The 26,821-nt window shown below is 70.9% G+C and carries 6 protein-coding genes; 1 reads left to right on the forward strand and 5 read right to left on the reverse strand.

Annotated elements, in window-relative coordinates; translation table 11 throughout:
• Positions 1-22 precede the first annotated feature (22 nt).
• On the forward strand, positions 23-592 hold the full coding sequence (locus QFW96_RS02930) for a GNAT family N-acetyltransferase (protein ID WP_281453900.1): 570 nt from the start codon (positions 23-25) through the stop codon (positions 590-592).
• Between the two features lie 333 nt (positions 593-925).
• On the opposite strand, the gene QFW96_RS02935 is transcribed toward QFW96_RS02930, so the two are convergent.
• The 5 genes from QFW96_RS02935 to QFW96_RS02955 form a co-directional block, all read right to left on the reverse strand.
• Entirely contained in the window at positions 926-1,756 is an 831-nt protein-coding gene (locus QFW96_RS02935) for a macrolide 2'-phosphotransferase (protein ID WP_281453901.1), read from the reverse strand.
• Between the two features lie 79 nt (positions 1,757-1,835).
• Positions 1,836-5,231: a right-handed parallel beta-helix repeat-containing protein gene (locus QFW96_RS02940; protein ID WP_281453902.1), complete on the reverse strand. Its 3,396-nt coding sequence runs from the start codon at positions 5,229-5,231 to the stop codon at positions 1,836-1,838.
• Positions 5,228-6,187: a hypothetical protein gene (locus QFW96_RS02945; protein WP_281453903.1), complete on the reverse strand. Its 960-nt coding sequence runs from the start codon at positions 6,185-6,187 to the stop codon at positions 5,228-5,230. Before QFW96_RS02945 ends, QFW96_RS02940 begins: the two co-directional genes overlap by 4 nt.
• Positions 6,184-9,657 (reverse strand): hypothetical protein, encoded by a 3,474-nt coding sequence (locus QFW96_RS02950; RefSeq protein ID WP_281453904.1) that lies wholly within the window; start codon positions 9,655-9,657, stop codon positions 6,184-6,186. The genes QFW96_RS02945 and QFW96_RS02950 overlap by 4 nt, the downstream gene beginning before the upstream one ends.
• An 81-nt stretch (positions 9,658-9,738) precedes the next feature.
• Positions 9,739-26,775, reverse strand: a complete 17,037-nt coding sequence (locus QFW96_RS02955) for a WXG100-like domain-containing protein (protein WP_281453905.1) — start codon at positions 26,773-26,775, stop codon at positions 9,739-9,741.
• Positions 26,776-26,821 lie beyond the last annotated feature (46 nt).

A 26,821-nucleotide genomic window follows, 5' to 3' on the forward strand; every position in this document is an offset into this window, starting at 1 on the left:
TGATTTTCAAAAGACGTCATCGATGAGGGAGGTCGCCGTGGCCCCGCCGGAGGAACGCCAGATCGGTCGCTACGTGGTCCGCGAGGCCACCCGCCAGGACGCCGCCGGCGCCCGCTCGGTCATGCTCGACACCTTCTACCGGGAGTTCGGCCACGGCTACGACGCCCGCTGGCACCGCGACGTCATCGACATGGACGCCGCCTACTTCGACCACCCCCGCCAAGCGCTGTTCGTCGCCGTCCTCGACGGCGAGGTCGTGGCCACCACCGGCGTGCGCTCCGACGGACCGCAGAGCCCGCCGCACGCCCCGTGGCTGGCCGAGCGCTACCCCTCGGGCACGACAGCGCAGATCTTCCGCGTCTACGTGCGCCGCGAGCACCGCCGCCACGGTCTGGCGCGCGAACTGGTCGACCTGGCCTGCCGCTTCGTCGCCCGCACCCCCGGCTACGACACGATCTACCTGCACACCAACGCCGCCATCGACGGCGCGGAGCCCTTCTGGCGCAGCGTCGCCAAGGAGATCCACGACGGGCGCACCGACCCCGCGCACAGCCCCGCGGTGCACTTCGAGATCCCGATCCCGATCGTGTGATCAGCGGCCGCGCATCCCGCTGAGGGATTGCCAGAACCAGCGCCGGTCCGCCCCCGACCTCCTCTCCCGGAGGGCCGGGGACGGACCGGCGCTGCTGTTCGGCCACCTCCGCCCGGTGAGCGGCGCGGGCGCTTCACTCCTCCGGGGTTCACTGAAAGTTTTTCACTGCCAATCGGTTTCAGAACGTGACCGAATCATCCACCCCATCCAGCGATGGCTATTCGCTAGCGCTGTCGAACGCCCGGGTGCACAATTGAAACATCAGTTCGACGAGCGGGATTTCCGTTCGGAGACTTGCTCTTTGACAAATCAAGAGTGGGAAAACACAGGTGCTCACCCGAGAAGGCGCCGCTGCGCGATGTCCAGGAACCCACCTCGACCGGTCTCCACCGCGTACACACCCAGCGATACCGAGAAGCGAAACTCCGAGAGGAGCCGAACATGCGACACGAATTCAGCTCTCACCCGCCCGCCGGCCTGCGCGTACGCCGCGACGAGCCGCGACAGGCCGCGCTCGCCGAACGCGTTGTGCGCGGCCGTGAAATCCAGTGCCGGGTCGTCGACCGCGGCGTCGGTGAAGTCCAGAACCCCTGTCAGACGGCCGGATTCGTCCACCAGCGTATGCCCTGGGTGCAGATCCGCGTGGACCAGGCGCAGATCCGCGGCCCCTGACCAGTACGCATCGTCGTGGATCCAGGACCGCCAGCGCGCCACCTTCTCCTCGGGCACCACCAGCACGTTCTCCGCCCGTCCCAGGTGATCGGCGGCCTCCTCCCGGAGGTCGCGATGACCCGAGACCGGCACGCCCAGACGCGCGACGGCGTCGACCCGGGTGCGGTGCAGCTCAGCGATCACCGCGCCCAGGTCGTCGAAGTAGTCCTCCGCCGGTTCCCGCCACCACTGGTACTCCAGGGTCCTCGGGTGTTCCGGCCCCAGCGGTCGGCCCGGGAGCCTGCGGTAGGCGATGAGCTCCGGGGTGCAGATCTCCCAGTCCGGCACCGCCACGGGCAATCGCGGGCGCAGATGATCGAGCAGCCGGCGTTCGCCCTCGATCAGGTCGCGGACCTCGCGGCGCCGGGGCACGCGCAGGACCCAGCGAGTGCCTTCCGCGTCGACGGCGTGACCGACACGGAAGTCCCATCCGGTCTCGTCGACCTCCAGCACGCGCACCCGAAGGCCGTGCCGTTCCGCGAGCTCCTCCAGCACATCTCGACGCTAGCCGACGTGTCCAGTCGAATTCGGCTCAGCCGCTGGCGACCTCGCCCGCGGAGGGGACGTCGTCGGGCAGCAGGAGGCAGAGGTCCTCCAGCGTGGGCGAGGCGGTGCGGCGCAGCCTCTTGGCGTGGCGGGTGACCGCGGCGTCCATGACCTGGCGGGCGTACCGGCCGTTGCCGAACGACGGCCCGCGCGGGGTGGACACGAAATGCGCTCGCAGCGCCGCGACCGTCGGTCCGGTGCACTCGTACCCCGCGGCGGCCGCGTGCTGGGTGACGATGGTGACCAGCTCGTCGTTGCTGTAGTCGGCGAAGCGCACCCGCTGCGAGAAGCGCGAGGACAGGCCCGGGTTCGCGGCCAGGAACTCCTCCATCTGCCCCTCGTAGCCGGCCGCCACCACCACGACCTCGTCGCGGTGGTCCTCCATCAGCTTGACCAGGGTGTCGATGGCCTCCTGGCCGAAGTCCGAACTGGACCCGCGCTGCGACGACAGCGTGTAGGCCTCGTCGATGAACAGCACCCCTCCCCGCGCCCGGTCGAAGGCCTCGGTGGTGCGGTGCGCGGTGTGACCGACGTACTCGCCCACCAGGTCGCCGCGACCGACTTCGACGACCTGACCGCGCTGCAGGATGCCCAGCGCCGCGAGGATCTCGCCGTAGAGGCGGGCGATCGTGGTCTTGCCGGTGCCGGGCGGTCCGCCGAAGATCAGGTGCCTGCTCAGCGAGGGAACCGGGAGCCCGGCGGCCTGTCGCTGCTTGGCCGAAGCCAGCAGGTCGACCATGTTGCCGACCTCCGACTTGACGTCGGCCAGGCCCACCATGTGGTGCAGCTTGTTGAGCAGGCTCTCCACCTTGGCGGTGTCGGCGCTGGCCGCACCGGCACCGACGCCGCTGCCCGGCAGCGCCCCGATGTCCTCCGGCAGCAGCCGGGTCATGGCCACCGGGTTGAGCTCGGGGTCGTCGGCGAGGCGGTAGGCCTGGCGGCCGATCATCTCCTCGAAGACCTTGCGGGCCGTGCGGCCGTTGCCGAACGCCTCGTCGCGCGGGTACTTCGCGAAGTAGCCGAGCACCGCCTCGCGGGTCTCGAACTCCAACCGGTAGTCGTTGGCGCGGCACATGCCCTCGACGATGGTGACCAGCTCGTCGTTGCTGTAGTCGGCGAACTCGATGGTCCGCGAGAAACGAGAGCCCAGGCCCGGGTTTGTCGCCAGGAACTTGCGCATCTCCATCGTGTACCCGGCGACGATGACGACGACGTCCTCGCGGTGGTCCTCCATCAGCTTGACCAGGGTGTCCACCGCCTCCTGGCCGAAGTCGGCGCCACCGCCGCCCCCACCGGACAGGGTGTATGCCTCGTCGATGAACAGCACGCCGCCGAGGGCCTTCTCGAAGCACTCGGTGGTCTTCAGAGCGGTTCCGCCGACGACGCTGGCCACCAGGTCGGCGCGCCCCACCTCGACGAGCTGGCCGGTGCGCAGCACCCCGAGCTCCTTGAGGATCTGGCCGTAGAGCCGGGCCACCGTCGTCTTGCCCGTACCGGGCGATCCCGCGAACACCAGGTGCCTGCTCATCGGCGGCATCGGCAGCCCGACCGCGGCGCGCTTCTCCGCCATCTGCTCCAGGCGGGTCAGGACCTCCACCTCGCGCTTGACGTCGGTCAGGCCGACCAGCGCGTCGAGCTCGTCGAGGAGTTCACCGAGCCTGCCCTCCGAACCGCGCTTGCTCGTGGTGGGTTCGGGTTCACGACCGGACTCGCTCGGCGGCGCGTCGCCCGCGCTGCGCGAGCTGCCGAACCGCTGCGTGTCGTCGGATTCGGGGGCGGCCTCGCCGGAATCGCTCTCCGGGTCGCCGTTCTGCGCGCTGGTGATGCCGCTGAGCCGCACGTTGTCGCGCCGCACCTGCACCCGCACGCCCGCGCCGCCGTTGTCCTTGGTCACGGTGTCGCGGACGCTGATCGACTCGGTGGAGCCGACGACGATGCCGTCGGCGGCGTTGCCGGAGATCTCGCACCGATCGAGCACGCCGGAGGAACCGGCGGCCCATTCCAGGCCGTTGACCTCGCACTCCCGGATGCGGGTCTGCTCCAAGGCCACCGAGGACGTTCCGGAGGCCTTCACGCCGTGCTCGCCGGCGTCCGAGAGATCGCAGCCGCGCAGCACCGCCTGGCCGTCGGTCACCAGCACCGCGGTGCCCGCGCTGCCCGCGACCGTGACCCCGCGCAGGTCGGCGGAGCTCTGCTCGGCAACCCGCACACCGACCCCACCGACAGCGGAGATCGCCACGTCGTCGGCCTCGATCCCGGCCTTGTCCGCCAGCAGCACGGCGTCGCCGGTCGTCTCGGCGACGGCGCCGCCGGTGACCGTCGCAGTGGCGCCGCGGATCTCGATGCCCGCACCTTCCGGGCGCCGCAGGGTCAGCTCCCGGAAGGTCCCGGTGCCCTTCTCGGCCACCACCACCCCGGCACCTCCGGCACCGGTCACGTCCAGCCCGGAGAACGTGGGCGAGGCCCCGGCGATCCACACCCCGGCGTCCCGGGAGTCCACGACGGTGCACTCGCCGAACTCGCCCCGGGAGTCCTCCAGCACGTGCAGGCCGTACCCGCCGGGCTTCTCGACGCGCAGCCGGTGGATCTCGGGCTCGGCCCGCTGCACCAGCACCACGCCCTGGGCCGCCGGTGCGGTGATCGTGCAGTCCTCGATCAGCGGCGTCGACCGCGACGCGACGAGCAAACCGACGCCCGAGGACTCGGTGATGGTGGTGCCGCTGAGGCGGAACGAGCTGTCGCCCTCGACCACCACCGCGGGGTTGCCCGCGCGCACGATCCGGGAGTCGCGCATCGCGCCACGAGCGCGTTCGGCGGCCAGCACCGCGCTGCCCTCGGTATCGGCGATCGTGCACCCGACGAACTGCGGGTCGGCGTCGGTGCGGATCACCACCGCCGCGGCCTTGACGTTGCTGATCGTGCAGTTGCCGAAGTGCCCTTCAGCACCGTCGATGGCGATCACACCGGCACCGCCGGGGTTGCTGAACTCGGTGCCGTTGGCGCTGGCCTCGGCCTGGCCGTGGACGTAGAGCGCGGCGGCCGAGGACGCCTCGACCCGGCACTCCTCCAGCCGCAACCGCCCGGTGGAGACGTCGATCGCCGAGGTCTCGGAGCCGCTGTGGCCGAGGACGATCCCGGACAGCACGGCGGACTCGGTGGCCATCACGATCGCCGGGTCACCGGTGGACTCGATGCGCACGCCACCGGCCGCGCCTGCCGCCGACAGCGTCACCTCGCGGCTGAGCACCACCGATTCGGCGTAGGTCCCGGGTTGGATGGAGATGACGTCGCCGGTGGTGGCCGAGGCGATCGCGTCCCCGATGGTGCGGAACGAGTCCGGCGCCGTCGCCGAGACCGACAGCATCGATCGTGTGTTGGTCATTCTCGCCCCAGGTTCTCGTCTGCCGGTTCGGGTGATGCGGGCGCGGTGAGCACGTCGATCGCGCGGTGCAGGTCCAGCCGGCCGAGCCCGGGAGGTTCGGGATCGGCGGCGACCACGTGCGAGATCAGGTCGGGGTCCGGCGCCAGGTGGTAGCGGTCGAGGTAGTAGCAGACCGCGTCGTTCCAGACCCAGGTTCCGTCGGAGCGGAAGTTCAGCGGGACGGTGCGGTTCGGGTCGATGACGTCGGGCATGACCCGCTCGGTGGCCATCGCGATCGCACCCGACCCCAGGTAGGCCAGCAACCGTTGCCGCTGCACGGCTTCGGCCCGCGGGTGGTCGGGCCGGAAGAACGGCTTGCCGACGGTGTCGGCCCCGTCGAAGACGCGGGCCAGCCGCGCGGGCGGAGCCGGGTCCCAGACCAGGTCGGCGGAGGCCAGCGCCGCTTCGTGGTAGCCGGTCGGAGCGTCGGCGAAGACCTCCACGCGGGGGCTCCCGCCCGCTTCGGCGATGCCGTGCTGGATCTCGGCGGTGAGCTCGATCAGGTCGGCGTCGTCCTCGGCCTCGACGAGGTAGACCGCTTCGGTGATCTCGGCCGACACCCGGCCGCTGCGCCACAGCGCCCGCGCTCCCCCGACGCGTTCGGCGGAGCGCACCGCGGCGTCGTCGGCATCGCCCGAGGATTCCCGGGTGAACCGCCAGGGAGGTGGTTCGGTGGCGCGCGGTGCTTCCGCGAGGACCACCGGATCGAGGTCGTTGGCCTGCGCCAGCGCCGCGATCAGCTCGATCTCGGCCTCGGTGAGTGCCAACCCGAGATCGACGGCGGCGATCAGCGAGTCGGCGATCTCGTCGAGCTCGTCATCGGCCAGACAGGTGCGCAGCGACGCGAGCTCGGCGTCCGGGATCCGGCCCGCCAGCTGCAGCAGCAGCCGGTGCACCTCGGCGGGTCCCGGGCTCACCGATCGACCGCCGCGGGGGTCGCGAACGGGTTCGCCGGTTCGCCCAGCAGCACCGAGTACCGGTCGTGGTCCGGTTCGGAGCCTCCGGTGGGGGACTTCTCGTCGCGGTGCTTGGCGGCCTCGGTGAGGCGTTCCAGCACGCGGGCGTCGTGCTTCTGCCGCGCTTCCTCGGAACGCTGCTTCTTGCCGACCTCGGTGAGCAGCACCCGTCCGGCGTCGGCTTCGACGGCCAGCACCCGGTAGGAGGTCGCGGGCGGGAACACGACGTCGGCGGCGTTCTCGTCGGCGGCCAGACCGCCGAGCCGTCGGGCGGTCACCGACCAGATCAGCAGCTCCACCGACCCCGGCACCCCGGCGGCGTCGTCGGACACGCCGAGCATCGGGGCGGGTTCGATCAGCTCGCTGCCCACCACGTAGTCCGCGACCGCCTCCGCGTCACCCGGACCACCGCGCACGACCAGGCCCTGCAACGACGGGAGCCGTCGCAGACCGCCTGCCAGGCAGGAGATGAACGGGTAGTGAGACGCGGCATCACCAGTGCGGATCGCGTTGACGAGCTCGCGCTGATCGGAGGTGGCGAACACGTGCACGGCCGCGAGTTCGGTGAGCATCACGTCGTCGACCGGCATCCCGCCGCGCAACCCGGGGCGTTCGGCGAGCAGGCGCGTCACCGAGCGCGTCGCGGCGTCGTACTTCCAGCCCAGGGACTTCTTGAACTGCTGGCGGTCCTCCTCCGTGCTGGAGTGGTCCTTGAGCAGCAACGGCTTCAACGCGGCAGCGGCGACCTGGTCATCGCTGCCGACCTGCTCGGCCTCCCCCACCTCCTCGGCAGCGGCTTGCTCCTCAACAGCGGTGTGAGCATCAGCAGCGACCTCAACCGACTCGGCCACGCCGACCGAGGAGATCTGGTCCGCAGCGGCGTCGTCGCGCTGCTCGGCGACCGACTCCGAGGCGCCGTCATCGGCGACGACCTCGGCCTGCTCGCGCGCGTCGTCGGGAGTGATTGCGGGCGAAGCGGTTTCGACCGCCGGAGCCGCAGCCGTGTCGGCGGTGACGTTCGGGACGGCGGCGACCACGGTGGTCGCCGCAGCCACGACCGGAACCGCAGCGCTCACCGGGGCGGGCGCGTGCACCGGGGGCAGGACCGGAGCCGGTGCGGGTGCCCGGTTCGCAGCGGCAGGAGCGATCGGAGCAGGTCCGGGTGCCGCGGCTGCCGCGGCTGCCGCCGGGGCCGCGGGCCGGCTGACGGGGGCGACGGGAGCAGAGGTCGGTGTTGGGGGAATCGGCGCTGGCGTCGGCCCCGAGGCGACCGGCGCGGGAGGCACGACCGGCGCGGGTTTCGGTGTCTCGGGCGCCGCCGGTTCTGGGCCATCCGGTTCTAGGCCATCCGGTTCAGGGCCATCCGGTTCAGGAGTCGCGTCTTCGGCAGCCGGTTCCGGGTCGGGCTCCGGCTCGGTCCGCTTCATCGACGGGAGCGGGGTGCTGGACGCCACGACCGGGATCTGCACCGAGCTCGCGGTGACCGGAACCGAAACCGCACTCGCAACAACCGGTTTCGACTCCGCAACCGGGCTTTCCGGCACATCGGAGGTGCTCTGCTCGCCCGGTGCTGACACAGCATGTCCCGTCTCGGCAGGTCCCGTCTCGGGCGCCGCCGACATGTCCTGCGAAGAGACCTCGGGCACCTGCGTCGACTGCGGCTGCGACAGCTGGGGCAGCGGTGTCGCAGGTCCGAGCGACGCAGGCACGGGCGGCCCGGACACCTCGCTCACCACCGGAACCACCGGCGTCGCCGGAACGTCCGGAGCGGCGGGGTTCCCGGTCGGCACCGCGGGAGCGGGCGCACCCGGTTCACCGGGCTGCCACCCGTCGCCGGTGGGGCGCATCCGGCCTTCGGCGTCGACGGTGACCGGCGAGACGATGCGCAGCGGCTCGGTCGGCTGGTGCCGGATCCGGTGCTGAACAGCAGCCGGAGCGGCAGGCTCGGACTGAGCGGCGACCGCAGGAGCGGACGGCCCCGGCTGCGGGAAGGCCGGTGCCGGGCCCGTGCTCGGGGCGGCGGCCACCCCGCTCGGCGGGGCGGGAATCCACGCGACCGGCTGCCCGTCGGCCAGACCGGTGGGAACCACGCCGGAACCGGCTTCCCAGGGGTGGGAGCGCAGCGGCGCGTTCGGGGCGACCGCGACGGCCGGGCCCGGACCCCCGGTGCCGAGCACGTGCACGTCGACCTTGAGCGACGCGGCCAACCGGCCCAGGTAGTCGGGTCCTGCGTGCGGTGTCGCCACGAGGCGGAGGCGTTCGCGAGCCGCGGCGGGCAGTTCGGAGGCGAGGCGTTCCACCGCGGTCAGGACGCGTTCGGGCGGCGGGCCGGCCGCGGAGCTGACGACGAGGTTGACCGCATCGGGCGAGATGGGCAGCCGGGAGGCGACGGGGTCGATCGGCACCCGGACGGGTCGCACGAGCAGGCCGGTGGCCAGCACGTCGACGAGCCACCCGTCCTGCAGCCAGAACGTCCCGGCTCCTGCGCCGGTGAGCCCGGATACCGGCGGCAGCCAGTTGCGCGGGGTCGGCGGAACACCGGGCTGGTAGGTGCTTTCGAGGACGAACGGCAGCCAGCTGGCGTCGCCCGTCTCGTCGGGAACCAGCCAGGTCTGCCCGCCCTCCGGCAGGTACTGGGGCACGGCGTGGCAACCGTGCACGGCTTGCCCGAGCAGTTCGGCGAGCTGCTGCGCGACGGGGCGCACGCTCACGGGTTCCGGCCCGTAGCCGATCAGGCCGAAGGTGTCGCGCATGGGCGCGGGGAGCCCGCTGACGAACGCCGCGAGCGCTTCGGTGGCGGGCTGCGGTTCGCCGGGCGCGCCGACGACGACGGCGAGCCGGTTGCGCGACAGCGGGAGCCGGAAGCCGACGTCGCTGTGCGGACGTGCCGGTTGCCCAGCGGCCCGCACCCACACCCCGGCCGGGATGGGGGTGATGCTGATGCGCGGGTCGATCGGCCGGGTGCGCAGGCTGGTCGACAGCCCGTCCTGCCACTCCGGGATGGGATAGCGGGGGCCGTCGTGGGTTTTGGAGGCGCCGGGCCGGAAGCCGACCCAGCCGGTCTGCTCGCCCGCGGAGAAGAGCTCACCGCCGCGCAGCATGACCAGGTCTCCGTCAGGCGCCACGACCTCGACGTCGAGCGCCTCGGCCAGGCGCAGGGCCAGCGGCCGGGACCCGTTCGGGGCGGCGAGACCGGCCCGGGGCGAGAGCAGCCTGATCGCGGGCAACCCCACGCCTTCGGGGCGCAGCTCGGCCCGCAGTCGTGCCAGCACCTCGGGTTCGAGCTGGTCGAAGACGGGCAGCGCTGCCTCGTCGATGTAGATCTGGGTGCGCCCGTCGGCGAGGGTGAACGGCGGCGGGATCGGCACAGCCGCTTCCTCCGCACGCACGATCACACCTGCGCCCGTTCGCTCGACGACCAAGGCGGCCATGTGGCGTCTTCCTCCTCCCGCTGTCCCCGTTACTTCCACGGCTGGCGAGCGCGAAGAGGTTCACTCGGTTGACGCAACACCTCAGCGCCGGGAGGACGAGGGCGGGTAGTCGTCGTAGTACTCGTCGTCGTAGGACGGCGAGCGGCGACGCCGCGGCGAACGGCCCAATCCGAGATCGGTGTCGCGGGTGAACCCGCTGTCGCGGTCGGCGTGCGGGTCGTAACCCCGATAACCCGGAACGAAGTCGCGGTTCTCCACATTGGTCAGGCGCGGAACCGTGCCCGGGAGAATCGTCCGGCGCCCGTCCGGACCCTGGTGGAAATGCCCGCTGACCGTCATCGCCGAGTGCACGTTGCGCCGATCGACATGACGGACCGCATCCCACTCCGTCTGGTACCGCATCCGATCCAGCAGATCCTGCGGAAGGTTCTGCGACGCCATGTGAATCATGTTGCCCGACGACTCGATCTGATAGATCTGCCCCGACATCGGCACATACCAACGACCGTTGTGACGAATCGGCTCCCCGCCGTCCGGCACCACGAACTGATGCGCAGCCGTCGCACTCGGCGTCACCGACACATAACCCGAGTTGCGAGCGTGCTCGCCACCGTGCACGTGCGACACCAGGTTGTAATCCCGACCCCACGACGTCATCCCATCCCGGAAAACCACCTCCGGCTGACGCGTATCACCCCGGTACATCCACGACGGACGCGACGGATTCTCCCGCAACTGCGGGTTGTCCAACCGCACCGGACCCGACTGCGACGACTGACCCGACTGCGACGACGGGGCCGCCGTGTACGTCGAGTACGACGGGGTGTGCCGACTCGACGACGAGTGATGCGACCGCGATGAATGATGCGAGCGTGAGGAGTGGTGCGAGCGGGTCGACTCGTGCGAGTGCCGCGAGCGGGACGAATGGCGCGACGAGTACCGGCCGTCGTCCGACGGCGGCAGCCCCGGCGAGACGTCGGCCCCGACCGCACCGGACGCGGGTTCCCGCCGCGGCCGGATCTCGGCGTTGCCGAGCAGCCTGGCCACGTCTTGAGCGGCGCGCGCGGCCGTGTCTCCGGTTTCCACCACGACGCGGCGATCCTGGTCGAAACCGGGGTGCAGGCGCACGTGGTTGGCGAAGTCCCGCGGCGTGCGGTCCCCGCCGTCCCAGAGGCTCACCCGGTCGCCGTCCTGGCTCGCGGTGAACCGGATGACCTGCTCATCGGGGTTCGGGCGGGCGTCGCGGGCCTGCTCGACGAGGTTCGCGACGTCGTCGTTCGGGCTCGGGTAGTGCAGTCCGTCGCGGGTGGGCACCGCGAGGGTCTGGTAGTCGTCGGTGGCACCGGTGCGCTGCCAGGGTTCGGTGGCGGCGAACAGCTCCACGATCTGCTGCTCGGCGGCCTTGCTCAGCGGTAGCACGTCCAGCAGGTCGAGCAGGTCGTTGAGCTGGGCTTCCTCGGAGCGGTCGCCGGTTTCGTCGCCGAGCAGCCTCGGGTCGGACAGCAGCGCGTCGATGCGGTCGTGAGTCGCAGGGTCCTGGGCGGCGGCGACCATCGCGGAGCTGAGCTCGACGCGGGCCTGCCACTCGCCCTTGTCGGTGCTGCTGGGGAACATCCGGAGCTCCCAGCGGTCGTGAGGGCTCGCCTGGACGTGCTCGAAGTTGAGCCCCTCGTTGCGGCTGGAGTTCAGCGCGCGCACGTCCTCGGCGGTCGACGCGGCATCCGTGCGGGGCGGGACGGGCATCGGCCCGACGGCGCGGAGTTCGCGCTGCCTGCCGCCCATCGTGGAGTTCGCCATCCGGTACAGCGACTGCTCGCGGGCCTTGGCGAGCCCTGCCAGAGCGACGCTGGCCTGCGGGGCGAAGGTGGTGCCGTCGAAGCTGACGTTGACGTGCCCGCCGCCTTCGTCGACGGATCCGCCGTACTTCTCCACGACCGAGCGGATGATGTCGGCGGCGGTTTCGAAGCGCTGCCAGGAGCGGGCGTCGCCACCCAGTTTCTCCGACACTGCCTCGATCCCGTTCTCCAGGGTGTCCTCGTCGACCAGTCGCCAGCGGTCGGGCGCCTTCTTGACCAGGCCGGACGCCAGTTCCTGCCCGTCGCGCCAGTCACCGAGGCCCGCGTCGCGGAACGCCGTGCCGAGCTCCTGGACCGCGACGTCGAAGTGCTCCTCGGGAACGGTGAACTCGATCTCGGTGCCGAAGCGGGCATCGGGCCTGCTGCTGACACCGCCGGGCACGCCCTCGGCGTGGTAGCGGACCGGGTTGGTACCGGCGGCGACCGCGTTGCGCGCGTCGCGGTAGGTGTCGAGCATCGCGGCGAAGCGCTGCTCGCGGGGTACCGAGGCGGCGGGCGAAGCATCGGTGGCCCGGTTCGGGACGGCGCCGTCCTGGCCAGGCGGGAGTCCCGGCCGCCGGTCGTAGTAGTACGAGCTGCTGCTCGACGCCGGGTAGTGGTACGAGGTCGACGGGTACGAGGCGGGCACCGATCGACTCGACTCGTGCGACGACCGGGTCGGCCGCGGGGCGGGTTCGGCGAGTCCGAGGTCGGTGTTGCGGGTGAAACCGCTGTACGGATCGGCGTGCGGATCGTAACCACGAAAACCCGGCACGTAGCGCCGGTTCTCAACGTTCCTCAGCTCCGGCGTCGTACCAGGAAGGATCGTCCGCCGACCATCCGGACCCTGGTGGAAATAACCACGCACCGTCATCGCCGAATGCACGTTGCGGTGATCGACATGACGGACCGCATCCCACTCCGTCTGGTACCGCATCCGGTCCAGCAGATCCTGTGGAAGGTTCTGCGAGGCCATGTGAATCATGTTGCCGGTCGACTCGATCTGATAGATCTGCCCGGTCATCGGCACATACCAACGACCATCGTGACGAATCGGATCACCACCATCCGGCACCACGAACTGGTGCGCGGCAACGGCACTCGGCGTCACCGACACGTACCCGGAGTTGCGGGCCGCATCACCACCGTGCACGTGCGCCACCAGGTTGTAATCAGTGCCCCACGAAATCATGCCATCCCGGAAGATGATCTCCGGCGGCCGCGTGTCACCCCGGTACATCCACTGCGGACGCCGCGGACTGGACCGCAACTGCGGGTTGTCGAGCCGGACTCGACCAGAGGACTGGGCGGGCACCTGCGACGAACTGCTCGCCTGCGATGAGGACGGCATCGCGGTGTAGGTCGAGTACGAGGGGGTGTGCCTGCTCGACGAGGAGTGGTGTGACCTGGACGAATGATGCGACCGCGACGAGCGGTGCGACCGCGAGGACTCGTGCGAGTAGCGGTAGCGGTCGTCGGGCGACACACCGGGCGAGACGTCGGCCGGATCAGCCTGGCGCTGCGCCGTGGTCGTGGTGCCCGAGGACGCCGGGATGACCCCGTCGGTCACCAGCGACCCGGGCAGGTGCGGTGAAGCCACCTCCATGATCTGCCGCATGTGCCGGTCCAGCACCCGGTACTCGACACCGGGCTGACGCACATCCATCAGATCACCCGGAACCGGTCTGTCGGAGGTGTCGAGCAACTGCCGCGGATGCGGATAAGCATCCCGCACACCGAAGAAGTGCATCACCTCGTGCGTGAACTCCGACGGCGACGCACCCACCGCCCACCGGTGCTGATCCATCGGATTCGACCGGTCGTCCGGCTTGCCCGGCACCACGTCGATCACGCCGTCGGCCTGGGCCGGGTCGTCGACGAAGGTCACCTTGCCGTGCGCGCGAACGTCCGGTCCGGGCAGCACGTTCTCGGGCTGGTTGAGCAGCTGCTCCAGCCCGGCGGTCGTGTTGGCCCGCACGGCCGCCAGGTCCTGCGCGCTGACGCCCGGAGCGGGCCGCAGGTGCAGCTTCGTCTCGAATTTCCAACGGCCCGGTTCGGGCGTGAGGGTGTAGCGGACCTCCTGCCGGATGCCGCTGCCCGGTCCGCGCCGCACGGTCCCATCACCGAAGACGAACGCGTTGCCCAACGGCTTCCACCGCTCGGCCTCGACGGTGAACGTCGGCGGCGGCTCCGAGACCTGCGACCCGGTGGCCTGCCGGTTGACGGGCGCGGGCGTGTCGGGAGTCGTGAGGGCGGGGGTGATCGGGCCGTCGTCGCGGACCACGCGCGGTCGGGAGCCGTCGGGCTGGAAGCTGCGCCACTGGAGCTTGCCCCGGCCGTTGTCGACCAGCGCCACGACCTCCTTGCCGAGGTCCCGCGCCACGCGCGTCCCGCTGTCGGTGAACTCCACACCGCGAGCACCGGGGCCGGCGGGCGGGAGCAGCACGACGCGGTTCGCGTCGGGAACGGCCTGGGCGGACACGGTCTCGGCGCTGACCGGGCCCGCCGGGGCCTGGATCCTGGGGCTGTCGGCGATCGAACCGGGCACCCGCACCGAATCGCCGCCCTGCTCGCGAAGCACGTCGGGCGTCCCGGTCTGGTCCGGCGGGAGCCCCGGCCGGCGGTCGTAGTAGTACGAGTCGCTGCTGGAAGCCGGGTAGTAGCGCGATGACGAGGAGGAGCTGCCGGCCGGGTAGTAGGAGGAGCTCGGGTAGGTCGACGAGGTCGTGTACCCGGTGGGAGCGGGGATCGAGCGGCTCGACTCGTGGGAGGACCGGCTCGGGCGCGGCGGCGCGAGTCCGAGGTCGGTGTTGCGGGTGAAACCGCTGTATGGATCGGCGTGCGGGTCGTAACCACGGAAACCCGGGACGTAGCGCCGGTTCTCGACGTTGGTCAGCTCCGGTGTCGTACCAGGAAGGATCGTCCGCCGACCATCCGGACCCTGGTGGAAGTAACCGCGCACCGTCATAGCGCTGTGCACGTTGCGGTGATCGACATGACGGACCGCGTCCCACTCGGTCTGGTACTGCATCCGATCGAGGAGGGCCTGCGGAAGGTTCTGCGAGGCCATGTGAATCATGTTCCCCGTCGACTCGATCTGATAGATCTGCCCGGTCATCGGCACGTACCACCGACCGCCGTGCTGAATCGGATCACCACCGTCGGGAACGACGAACTGGTGCGCGGCAACGGCGCTCGGCGTCACCGACACATAACCCGAGTTGCGGGCCGCATCACCGCCGTGCACGTGCGCCACCAGGTTGTAATCAGTGCCCCAGGAGGTCATGCCATCCCGGAAGATGATCTCCGGCGGCCGCGTGTCACCCCGGTACATCCACTGCGGACGCCGCGGACTGGACCGCAACTGCGGGTTGTCCAAGGTGACCGGGGGTTGGGCCGGGGGCTGCGGCAGCGCGGGCGCGTAGCTGGAGTACGACGGCGCGTGCCGACTCGACGAGGAGTGGTGCGACCGCGACGAATGATGGGACCGCGACGAGCGGTGCGAGCGCGAGGACTCGTGCGAGTGCCGCGACGAGTACCGACCGTCGTCCGAGGGCGGCAGCCCCGGGGAGATGTCGGGGTCGTAGGAGCGGTGCCCGCCCAGTCCGAGGTCGGTGTCGCGGGTGAACCCGCTGCGGGGATCGGCGTGCGGGTCGTAACCCCGATGTCCGGGGACGTAGTCGGGGTTCTCGACGTTGGTCAGGTTCGGAGTCGTGCCCGGGAGGATCGTGCGACGACCGTCCGGCCCCTGGTGGAAGTGCCCGCTGACGGTCATCGCTGAGTGCACGTTGCGCCGATCGACGTGGCGGACGGCGTCCCACTCGGTCTGGTACCGCATCCGATCCAGCAGATCCTGCGGAAGGTTCTGCGACGCCATGTGAATCATGTTGCCCGACGACTCGATCTGATAGATCTGCCCCGACATCGGCACGTACCAACGACCGTTGTAGTACACCGGTTCACCACCGTCGGGAACCACGAACTGGTGCGCGGCGACGGCGCTCGGCGTCACCGACACGTAGCCGGAGTTGCGGGCCGCATCACCGCCGTGCACGTGCGACACCAGGTTGTAATCAGTGCCCCACGAGGTCATCCCGTCTCGGAAGATGATCTCCGGCGGCCGCGTGTCGCCCCGGTACATCCACGACGGGCGCGGCGGGTTGGCCCGCAACTGCGGGTTGTCCAGGGTGACGGGACCCGTCGGGTTCTGCGATGAGGACGGAACAGCGGTGTAGGTCGAGTACGACGGCGCGTGTCGGCTCGACGAGGAGCGGTACGACCGCGAGGACTCGTGCGAGTGCCGCGAGTGAGACGAGTGCCGGGACGAGCGCCGACCGTCGTCCGACGGCGGCAACCCCGGCGAGATGTCGGGGTTCTGCTCGGTGCGCGCGGCCTCGGCGAGGCCGAGGTCGCTGTCGCGGGTGAACCCGCTGGCGGGGTCGGCATGCGGGTCGTAGCCCCGGTGCCCGGGCACGAAGTTCTGGTTGTCGACGTTGGTGATGGTCGGGGTCGTGCCCGGCAGGATGGTGCGGGTGCCGTCGGGGCCCTGGTGGAAGTAGCCCTCGACGGTCATCGCCGAGTGGATGTTCTCGGTGTCGACGTGGCGGACCGCGTCCCATTCGGTCTGGAACTGCATCCGGTCGAGCAGGGCCCGCGGCAGGTTCTGCGAGGCCATGTGGATCATGTTGCCCGACGACTCGATCTGGAAGATCTGCCCGGACATCGGGAAGTACCACTTGCCGTCACGCTGGATCGGCGCGCCGCCGTCCGGCACGACGAACTGGTGCGCGGCAACGGCACTGGGCGTCACCGACACGTAGCCGGAGTTCTTGGCCTGGTCGCCGCCGTGCACGTGGGCGACCAGGTCGTAGTCGGTGCCCCAGGACGTCATCCCGTCGCGGAAGATCTCCGCGGGCGGCCGCGTGTCGCCCCGGTACATCCATCGCGGCCGTGGCGGGTTCGTCCGCAGCTGCGGGTTGTCGAGCGTGACCTCGGTGCTGTCCTGCTGATCGCCCGTCCGCTGATCCCCAGTCTGCTGATCTCCCGTCTGATGGGCCGAGGTCTCGGCGCTCGGGGGCAGGCCGGGGCGCCGGTCGTAGTAGTTGTCGTGGGAGCTGGAGTGCCTCGGGTAGTAGGACGAGGAGCTGCTGGTTGCCGGGTACTCGTCGTCGTAGGACGGCGAGCGGCGACGCCGCGGGGGACCTAGGCCCAGGTCGGTGTCGCGGGTGAACCCGCTGTCGCGGTCGGCGTGCGGGTCGTAACCCCGATATCCGGGGACGTAGTCGCGGTTCTCGACGTTCGTCAGTCGTGGCACCGTGCCCGGGAGAATGGTGCGACGGCCATCGGGCCCCTGGTGGAAGTGCCCGCTGACCGTCATGGCGCTGTGCACGTTGCGACGATCGACGTGGCGGACGGCGTCCCACTCGGTCTGGTACCGCATCCGATCCAGCAGATCCTGCGGAAGGTTCTGCGACGCCATGTGAATCATGTTGCCCGAGGACTCGATCTGATAGATCTGCCCCGACATCGGCACGTACCAACGACCGTTGTGACGAATCGGCTCCCCGCCGTCCGGGACGACGAACTGATGCGCAGCCGTCGCACTGGGCGTCACCGACACGTACCCGGATTCGCGCGCACCATCACCACCGTGGACGTGCGACACCAGGTCGTAGTCCCGACCCCAGGAAGTCATGCCGTCCCGGAAGACCACCTCCGGCTGACGCGTATCACCCCGGTACATCCACGACGGACGCGACGGATTCTCCCGCAACTGCGGGTTGTCCAGCACGACCGGCCTCGACTGCGACAACGAGTGGTGCGAGCGAGGCGAGCGCGAGGAGTGGGACGATCGCGAGGAGCCGGAGTCGTGGCCGTGGTGGCGACGGGGCCGGTCGCTGGGCGGCCTGGCCGGTGAGACGTCGGAGGTGCCGGGCTCGCGCTGCGAATCGAGCGCGGTGCCCGAGGAGGACGGGATGACCCCGTCGGTCACCAGCGACCCGGGCAGGTGCGGTGAGGCCACGTCCATGATCTGCTGCATGTGCCGGTCCAGCACCCGGTATTCGGCGCCGGGCTGACGCACGTCCATCAGATCACCCGGAACCGGACTGTCGGAGGTGTCGAGCAGCTGCCGCGGATGCAGGTAGGCATCCCGCACACCGAAGAAGTGCATCACCTCGTGCGTGAACTCCGACGGCGTCGCGTCAGCCGCCCACCTGTGCTGATCCATCGGATTCGACCGGTCATCGGGCTTGCCCGGCACCACGTCGATCACGCTGAACGCCTGGGCCGGGTCATCGACGAACACCACGTTGCCGTGCATTTCGACGTCGGGTCCCGGCAGCAGGTGGGCCTGCTGGTTGAGCAGCTGCTCCAGGCCGGCGGCGGTGTTGGCGCGCACGTTCGCCAGGTCTTCAGCGGTCACACCGGGAGCCGGCCGCAGGTGGAGCTTCGTTTCGAAGTTCCAACGGCCCGGTTCGGGCGTGAGGGTGTAGCGGACCTCCTGCCGGATGCCGCTGCCCGGTCCGCGCTGCACGGTCCCATCACCGAAGACGAACGCGTTGTCCAGCGGCTTCCACCGCTCGGCCTCGACGGTGAACGTCGGAGGCGACTCATCACCGTCAACCGGCTGCGGTCCAGCGTCGGGCCGCGACGCGGGAGCGGGTTGGGGCGAAGTCGGCAGCCGGTCGCGGACGGACTCGGCGATCTGGGCGCTGGCGGGATCGGCGAAGAACTCCTCGGCGTGCCGCGACCCGAAGTCCTCGACGCCCGCGGCGTGGGCGACGGCCGCGAGGATCTCGCGAGCGGTGTTCTGGCGCGTCACACCGAGATCGCGGACGTCGATCTCGACGCTGCGCCCGACCTCCCGCACGTCGGCGGTCGTGTTCGGCTGGTGCGGGGTGCCGGTGCGCTCCAGCGACACCGGGACGAAGTGCGCGTCCCCCTTGGCGTTCCCGCTGCCCGGGGTGGTGTTCGTCGTGCCGTCGTGGCCGGTGAACCGGTAGCCGCCGGGCAGGTCCTGGCCGACCCGGTCGGCGAGGGTGGCGGTGACGACGTCGCCGTCGGCACCGACGTGGCGCTGCTGGGCGTTGCCGCCGGGCGCGGTCGGGAACCCGGCCATGTGGTTCGGTCGGCCGGTGAAGGGGTTGGTCTCGGGACGGACGCCCAGCACCAGCGTGTTCTGGTCCAGCCAGGGCAGCGCGACGTAGCGCTGCTTGCGCCACTGCCCGTCCTGGCCGCGTTCGACGAGGTTGCCGGACCGGTCGAAACGCCGCCCATCACCGTCGGTCCGGGACTCGTCGGGTCGAACCCCGTTGTCCTGAGCGGGACCGTCCGGCGCGGGCGCGACGCCGGGGTCGACGTCGGTGGCATCGCGGCGCAGGTCCCGCAGCTCGAAGGTGTTCGCGGCGATCTGCTGACCGAGCTGGTCGAGCCGCCGCACGTCGGGCTCGGTGACCTCGACGGCCGCGCGGTGGATGATCTCGACCTGCCGCGGATCGGGTCGCGGCCCGCCGTCGAGGTGCGGTTCGGCCATCGCCTGGGCGGCGTCGGCGACGTGGGTGATCCTGCTGGTCAACCGGTCGTACTGGGAGGTCAGATCGGAGATCTGGTCCTCCAGCGCCCGGATCTCCCGACGCACCTCCTCCGGGCTCCGCGCCCCGTCCTCAACAACCCCCTCCCGAACAGCGCCCTCCCGAACAGCACCGTCCTGCGTGGAGGTCGTGGGGTCGGTGGCGGGAGCGGGCGTCGTGCGGGGCGGGGGCTCGAAGGCGGTGTGCTCGCCCTCGCGGACGTCGAACTCCACCGGGGTGCCGGTGAACCCGTCGGCGCCTTCCCTGCGGTGCTCGGACCAGAACGGCGAGAAGTGCGGCTTGGAGCGGATCACCACGTCGTAGTGCGGGGTCGCGGTGTAGCGGTGCCACTCCTGCTGCCGGGTGCGGGAATTGTTGCTCTGCTCCAGCGCGGAGGCCGCCGTGTCGCCGTCGGTGACGCCGCGCGAGGCGACGTTCTCGGCGTTGCTCCAGTTCTGGGCGTTGATGGCCATCGCGCCCAGACCCGTGTCGACGCCGCGCGTGTTGCCGTCCCCGGAGGACGATCCGGCTTCCTGACCGCGCTTGGCCTCGTGCTGCGCCTCGGTCCAGGTGTGCAGGTGTTGCGGGTCGCTCAGCCGGGGTTTGACCTGCACCTCGTAGTCCACCGCGAGGAACCGGTCGTGCACCCGGAAGGTGCTGGTGTGGCCGTCCTCGCTGAGCAGCTGCCGGTCGGGACCGATGTTCGGCACGAGCACGTCGGGGGAGAACAGCGCGTCGATCTTGCCGCGGTTCGGCGTACCTTCCCCGAACCAGCGGTGCACCAGGTCCTCGTGGCCGCGCGCCTCGACGATCGCGTCGACCACCTGCCGCGTCAGCTGCGGGTCCCGGGTGCTCTTGGCCAGCTGGAACGACGGGGTCTGCCGGGCGGCGTCGGTGATGTCGCGGCCGGTGGTCGAGGTGGTGCGGTCAGCGGGCTGGTCGAGCAGGAACTCGGGCAGGCTCAGGTCGACCGCGCCCCGGGTCCGCGACAGCTGCGGCGGCAGCGTGACCTCGCGCAGCTCCGGGTGCCGGTAGGCGCTGGAACCCGCGGCGCCTTCGGTGAAGGTGGACAGCAGCAGCGGCGGGACGCGGAACTTGTGCACCGTGAAGTTGACCTGCAAGGGTGCGCGCACGCCGACGTGGCCGTCGGTGTCGGAGCGTTCCTGCTGGAAGGTGTCGACCTCGTTGGCCTGCTCGGCGCTGCTCGCCTGGGTCGAGCCGACGAGCGGCATCGGGGCCATCGTGTCGCCGGCGGCGGTGGTCGGCACGATCGGCCACGCGGTGATCCCCAGCGCGGTGGCCACGTCGCGGGAGGAGTCCTGGCCCCGCCCGCGCACGCCCTGGGTCTCGGCGTAGCCGCCGGAGGGGACGTCGCCGCGGTCGATGACCTCGGCACCGGGCTGCTGCTCGGCGGTCGCGGTGAAGGTGTAGTAGTGCGAGCCGAACCAGCGGGAGCGGAACATGCTCCGCTGCCAGCCGCCGTTGAGCATCTCGCGCACGTCGGCGGGGTTGTCGAGGGCGCGCAGCGCGTTGGTGGCGTCGAACAGCGGTGCCGGGCGGCCGGAATCGGGCGTCCAGCCGGGGAACAGCTCGGGCGCGGCGTGCCAGAGCGCGCGGATCGCGTCGTCGGACAACCGCCCCGGCGCACCCGCCTCCTGGTCCTGCGAGCCGTCGGCGGGCGCCGGGTCGTCGCGGGTGAAGCCGTTGACGACCACCGACCGGTCCAGGCCCTTGCCGAGGTCGCGCAGCAGCGGCAGGTCCTCGGTGAGCCGGCCGTCGGGGTGCGTGGCGACGGGGGTGCGCGGTTTGACGTAGAGCAGGCCGTCGGGGACGACGATCTCGACGCTGTCGCTCTGCGCCCCGGTCGGGTAGGGGCTGATCGCGTCCCAGCGGTGGTTGGGCTGGCCGAACAGCTGCTGCCAGGCGTCGGCGCGGACGGTGAGCACGAGGTCACCGGTGTAGAGGTCCATCGGGGTCTTGACCTGCGAGCTGGACTTGGTGGAGCCGCCGAGCGAGTCGTCGTTGCCGCGCCCGGTCGACATCGACACGCCCGCGTTGGCGTCGGCCATCGCGCCCCAGAAGTTGACGCCGAGTTCGCCGTCGGTGCCGCTGCTGGTGCCGTTGGAGATCGACACACCGGTCTTGTTGCTGGTCTCCCAGGTCGAGTTGCCCGGCACCGGGCCCAGCGGCCGCTCGTTGTGCACCCGCATCTCGAAGGCGCCGCGCTGCATCCGGTCGAAGAACCACCCGGCGTGCGATCCGTCGTCCCGGACCTGCGGGGTGTGGAACATGCCGGGGATCCGGGTCTTCCACCACTGCGGGTCGACGTCGACGAGGTGCTTGGGGTCGCTGTGCCGGGGGTCGCTGCTGCCGTGCGCGATCCACCGCCGGAAGCGTTCGAACCGGCCTTCCTTGGCGCCGCGGGCGGCGTCGCGCTGCATCTCGTGGAAGGCTTCGTTGGCCTTGCCGTAGAGGTCGGCGACCGAGACCACGGCGGTGTTGCCCATGTCGACGCGGTTGCCGTCGTCGAGCCCGCGTCCCGCGGCCGGGGCCGGTTCGCCCGGGCGCCAGCCCGCGTCGGCGTCGAGCAGGAAGCTCGCGACCCGGTAGTCGGCCTGTCCGGGCACCTGCATCGAGGCGGGCGGGGTGCTGCGGCTGAACGGGTTCCGCGCCGAGGTGTCGGTGGCCTTGAGCTCGAACGCGACGTCGCGGGTGACCCGGTCGGCCTTGCCCTCGTACTTGATGCGCTGCTCGGATTCGAGGCTGTCGCCGTACCCGCTGGCCTTGCCCCGGTTCCAGCTGCCGCCGATGCCGGCGATGCCGCCGACGTAGTTGTTGGCGCCGTAGCCGGACGGGCGGATCGTGGCGCGGGCCATCGCCGCCACCAGCGCGCCGACGCCGAAGCTGGTCTTGAACCCGGTCTTCCAGCCGCTGCCGCGCTTGCGGGTGGCGCTGAACTTGACGTCGTTGTCGAGGGTGCGGCGCCCGGTCACGTCGCCGAGGTCGCCGGTGAGCTCGAACTTGAACTTGCGGCCGCCCGCGGTGACCTCGACGGTCACCGGCTTGCCGTCACCGGTCAGGTCGTCGAACTTGGTCATCACCCCGTACGGGCCGAGCCCGCCGAGGTCGCGGTTGACCTGGTTCCAGTCGACCTGGTCCTGGTCGACGCCGAGCGCGGTGAGCCGCTGCCGGATGTGCTGCCGGGCCTGGTCGCGCACGGCCTCGGTGCCGCGCACCCGCACCACGTTGCTGAACATGCCCTCGCCGTCGACGACGGTGCGAATGCGTTCGCGCTGCTCGGCGTCGGGCACCGGGACCGGGTTCGGCGTGGTGGTCGTGCCGTCGGGGTTGAGCGCGTCGGTGAGCGCCTGCTCGAACTCGGGCACGTCCTCGTTGCGCACCCACACGTAGGTGGCCCCGTCGGTGGGTGCGACGGTGACGGGCGCGGACTCGGCCTTGCCGCCGGGCCGGGAGGTGATCTCGGCGGCCAGCGACAGGTCGATCCGGTAGCGCTGGGCGCCGTCGCCTTCCAGCGACTTGTCCTTGTTCGTGCCGGATTCCCGGCCGGTCTGGGATTCCTTGCGGCTGGAGTTGAGCGACAGCACGCCGATCGGGCCGATCTGCAGCGGGCTGCCGTGCCCGTCGATCTTCGCCTCGCCGGAGGTGAACAGCCCGCGGAGCCGGATGCCGCCGATGGCGCGCGATCCGATGCTCTGCGACAGGCCGGTGTCCTTGGTGTTGCGCAGGACCTCACCGGTGCGGATGGGCTGCGGGTCGCCGATCCGCTCGAACCCGCGCACCTGCGGTTCGACCTTCACCGAGACCTGCGGGTGCTTCGACCAGTTCTTGCCGGGCATCCGCGACCACTTGGGGTAGGTGGTGCGCTGGCTGATGTCGATGCCGTTGACCAGGCCCTCGGAGGTCTCCTCGACGAACTGCGAGGAGTCGACCTTGTCGGCGATCCCGCCGCTGAGGGTGGCGTCGTTCTTGGCCCAGTCCGGCAGGTTGTCCATGACGGAGCGGTTGAGCTGCCCGATGCCCGCGTAGCCGTCGAGGTTGGCGATGAGCTGCTGGATCTCGGCCGGCACCGGGACGGGGGTGCGCGGCGTCGGCGTGGTCTGCGCGGCCGGGTTCTGGTCGCCCTGCACCGCGGGGGTCGTGGTGGCCGGTTCGGTGTCCGGGGTCGGTGCCGGGCGGGGTGCTTCCAGCACCGTCTCCGGGTAGGCCAGCCGGACCGTGGGGTCGAAGCGGGAGCTGCCGCGCTGCCCACCGGACTCCCACTGGACCTCGAAGTTGACGTCGAAGGCCTTGTGGTGCCCGCCGAGCTTGGCGGTGCGCTCGCGCGTGTTGCCGGTCTTGTCCGAGACGGAGCTGGTGCGGCTCTCGCCCCAACCGAGGAACGGCATGACCCGCAGGTTCAGCGAGGTCGCGGCCACCTCGATCGCCGAGTCCACCCAGCCGGCGACGGCGTTCTGCCGGAGCTTGCGGGACACGGCGTGGCTGGAGATCGAGCGGCTCGCCCCCTCGTGCTTGCTGCTCTGCGACGGGGTGTCGTGCACCGTCGAGTCAGGGGTGGCGGCGGGGGCGACGGTGTCGGGGTCCATCCGCACGAACACGCTCTGCGTGCCGGTCGTCGTCGGGACCTGGAAGCTGCGGCCGCTGGAGAGGATCTGCAGCAGGCCGAGTTCGCCCCGCGTGTTCACCAGGTGCTGGAACTGCCCCTGCAGCCCGGCGCGCACCGCCGGGTCCACGTCGATCTTGGAGGCGACGTTGGCGGCGAGCGGCGCGGGGCGATCCGGCGACCACACCCCGTCGCTGGGCAGCAGCCGCGAGTTGTGGGTGATGATGCCGTCGCGGGTGAGCTCCGCCGGTCGCGGCGTCTCGTCGACGCGCGCGGTCATGTCGGCGGCGAAGGAGTCCGCGGCCCGCGCGGTCTCCGGCAGCACCGGAGCCGGGGTGACCTGCGACGGATCGGTGAGCGACAGGTCCAGCGGGGTGTCCTGGTCCAGCGCCGCGAACAGGTCGTCGGTCGAGGTGATGCCGTCGGCGGCCGTGTCGGTGGAACCGGTGTCGGTCACCGTGTCGGCGGTGTCCCGGCCGGCGCCAGCGGTGTCTTGCTGAGTCGTGTCCTGCTGGGTCTGCGTGGACTGCTGTCCGGTCTCCTGGGTCTGTCCCGTCTCCTGGGTCTGTCCCGTCTCCTGGGTTTGGGGCGTCTCCTGGGTTTGGGCGGTGTCGACGAGGTTCCCGCTGGAGTCGACCGTGACCGTCGCGGTCGACACCTCGGGCGTCGGCGTGCCCGGAACCTGGGGCACGGAGGTCTGCGAGGTCGCCGTCACGTCGGTCACCGACGGCGAGGACGTGCCGGTCGAGTTCGTGGTGCCGCCGCGCGTATTCGGGGTCGACTGGGACTGGGACTGCGCTTGCGGCGCGGGCGAGTTCGTCGAGGCGGGGTTCGACGAACTCGATCCGAGGCCGGAAACCTGCGTCTGACCGGTCTGGCCGAGACCGGTGACCGACTGCTGCCCGGACGTCCCGTCGCTGCGGGTCACGCCGTCGGTGCTGGTCGTCTCGCTCGCAGGGCGCCCCTGGTCGCTCTGCGCCTGCGCCTGCACGTCGGCGGAGCTCTGCGAAGTGGTCGTCGTGGCGTCGCTCGACGAGTTCTGCTGGTTCTGGCCGAGATCCGTCCGCGACTGCGTGAGATCCGTCCGGGCGCCATCGGTCTGGGAACCCCGATCGACCTGCACGGCGGAATCGGTGCCTCCCCGCACCGGATCGGCGGCGGACTGGGAACCGTTGGACTGCACCGGATCGGCCTGAACCGACCCGACCGGCGACGAGGGCTGCTGCGTCCTGGTCCCGGTCGTCCCCCCGTCGGTGGCGACCGCATCGGGCGCGGCCTGCTGCCCACCGGGATTCACCTGAGCCTGCCCGCCGACCTGCGTCGGCGGCGCGACGTTCGAGTCCGATGTGGACGGCGAGAGGTTCGGTTCCCCCTGGGTGTTCGACGACTGCCCCGACGGAGGAAGTCCCGGTGAGACGTCCGGGTTCGAGGGAGCGGGTTCCGGCGGAACAGCGCTGTTCCAGCCGGATTCCTGCCCGGTCGAGACCTGCGAACCGGTGTTCTGGGCAGCTCCCTGCTCGCCGCCGACGCTGACGGTCTCCGGCGTCTCGACGACCGAACCGGTCTCGGACCCGGGCTGCGAGGGGACCTGGGTCTGCGACTCGGTGAGCGACCCAGTCGTGGACTGCGCAGGCGTGGACTGGGCGGTCGTGGACTGCGCGGTCGTGGACTGCGCGGTCGTGGACTGGGCATCGGCATCGGGCTCGAACGGGTTGCTCGGGGTGTCGGACCCGGTCGAAGCGGCGTCGTCGACCGCGCCGCGATCGCCCCCGCCCTGCCCCGGGACCTGGGTCTGGGACTGCCCCAGCGAAGACGGGTTGCCACCCGCAACACCACCCGCGACCCCGCCGCCGGACGTGCTGTCGCCGGAGACGCTCTGCGCGTCGCTGTCGATGTCGGAGGTGTCGAGGTCGCCGTCGCCGTTCAGCAGCGGCGAGGTGTCGGAGTCGCCGCCCTCGTTCTCGCGCTGCGCGGCGAGGAACGGGTTCTCCCCGCTGCCGGGCGTGAGGTTGCCGTGGAGCCCGGCGCCGATGACGCTGCCCAGGTTCTCCGACAGACCGGCGGACATGCCCGCGGTGAACGAGTACGGGTTGGCCTGGAAGCCCTGCCCGGTCATGGCGCCGTAGAGGCCCTCGGTGAAGAACTCGTGCAGGCCCTCCTCGACGGCGTCGGCGAGGCCGCGGCCGAACTTCTCGGCCCACATGCCCTTGAGGCTCATGCCCGCGTAGTTGCCGGGCGTGGCGGCCCCGAGGTCGCGGGCGATGTGGGTGTTCATGTGGTCGGAGACCTGGGTGGCGAACTTGGCCAGCGACGGTGCCTTCGGGAAGTCGTCGGCGAAGTTCTTGGCGGCGGCCTCCGCGGCGGCCTTGAGGATGTCGTTGTCGATCTGGTCGCCGATGCCCTTGACCAGGCCCTTGGCGAGCATGTTGCCCATCGCGCCGCCGAGCGCGGCGAAGGGCAGGGCCAGCGCGCCGCCGAGGGCTCCGACTGCGGCGGCCTGCTTGGTGGCGTCCTCGTCCCAGTCGTCGCGGCTGCCCTTCGCCATCTGGATGCCCTGGGCAGCGGCGTCGATGGCCACCTGGAAGGCGATGCCGAACACCTGCGCCTGGATGACGCGCATCAGCAGCCGTCCCCAGATGTTCTTGAGCAGGAACCGGACGATGGCGTAGCGGCCGGCGAGCCAGGCCATGCTGGCGCCGAAGGTGGGCCCGGCCATCGCGATGGCCCAGGCGATCTCGGCGAGCAGCTCGACGAGCGAGAGCAGGCTGACGAGCTTGACGTACTCGGTCTGCACCGAGAGCTGCTTGAGGAACGCGGAGATCTGCTCGTACCCGGCGGCGGCGGTCTCGATGTGGCCGTTGCTCTCGACGTACGGCGCCATCCGGTCGGCGAAGCGCATCGCGGCCTTGCCGTAGAACTCGGAGCGGATGAGCTTGATCGCCTGAGCGAGCTCCGGTGTCAGGTCGTTGCGCAGCCGGTTCGCGGTGTTGCGCCACGATTCCGACAACTTGCGAAGTTGATCTTCATTGATCTGCGGCCACTTCTCGCCGGTCAAGACCATGAAGAGGTTGCCGACCTCTTCCGGAACCATGATCGCCATAGTTCGCCCTCACGCCCCCTCGTCCGCGCGCGGCACG

This window comes from Saccharopolyspora ipomoeae, from assembly GCF_029952525.1.
GTDB lineage: Bacteria > Actinomycetota > Actinomycetes > Mycobacteriales > Pseudonocardiaceae > Saccharopolyspora > Saccharopolyspora ipomoeae.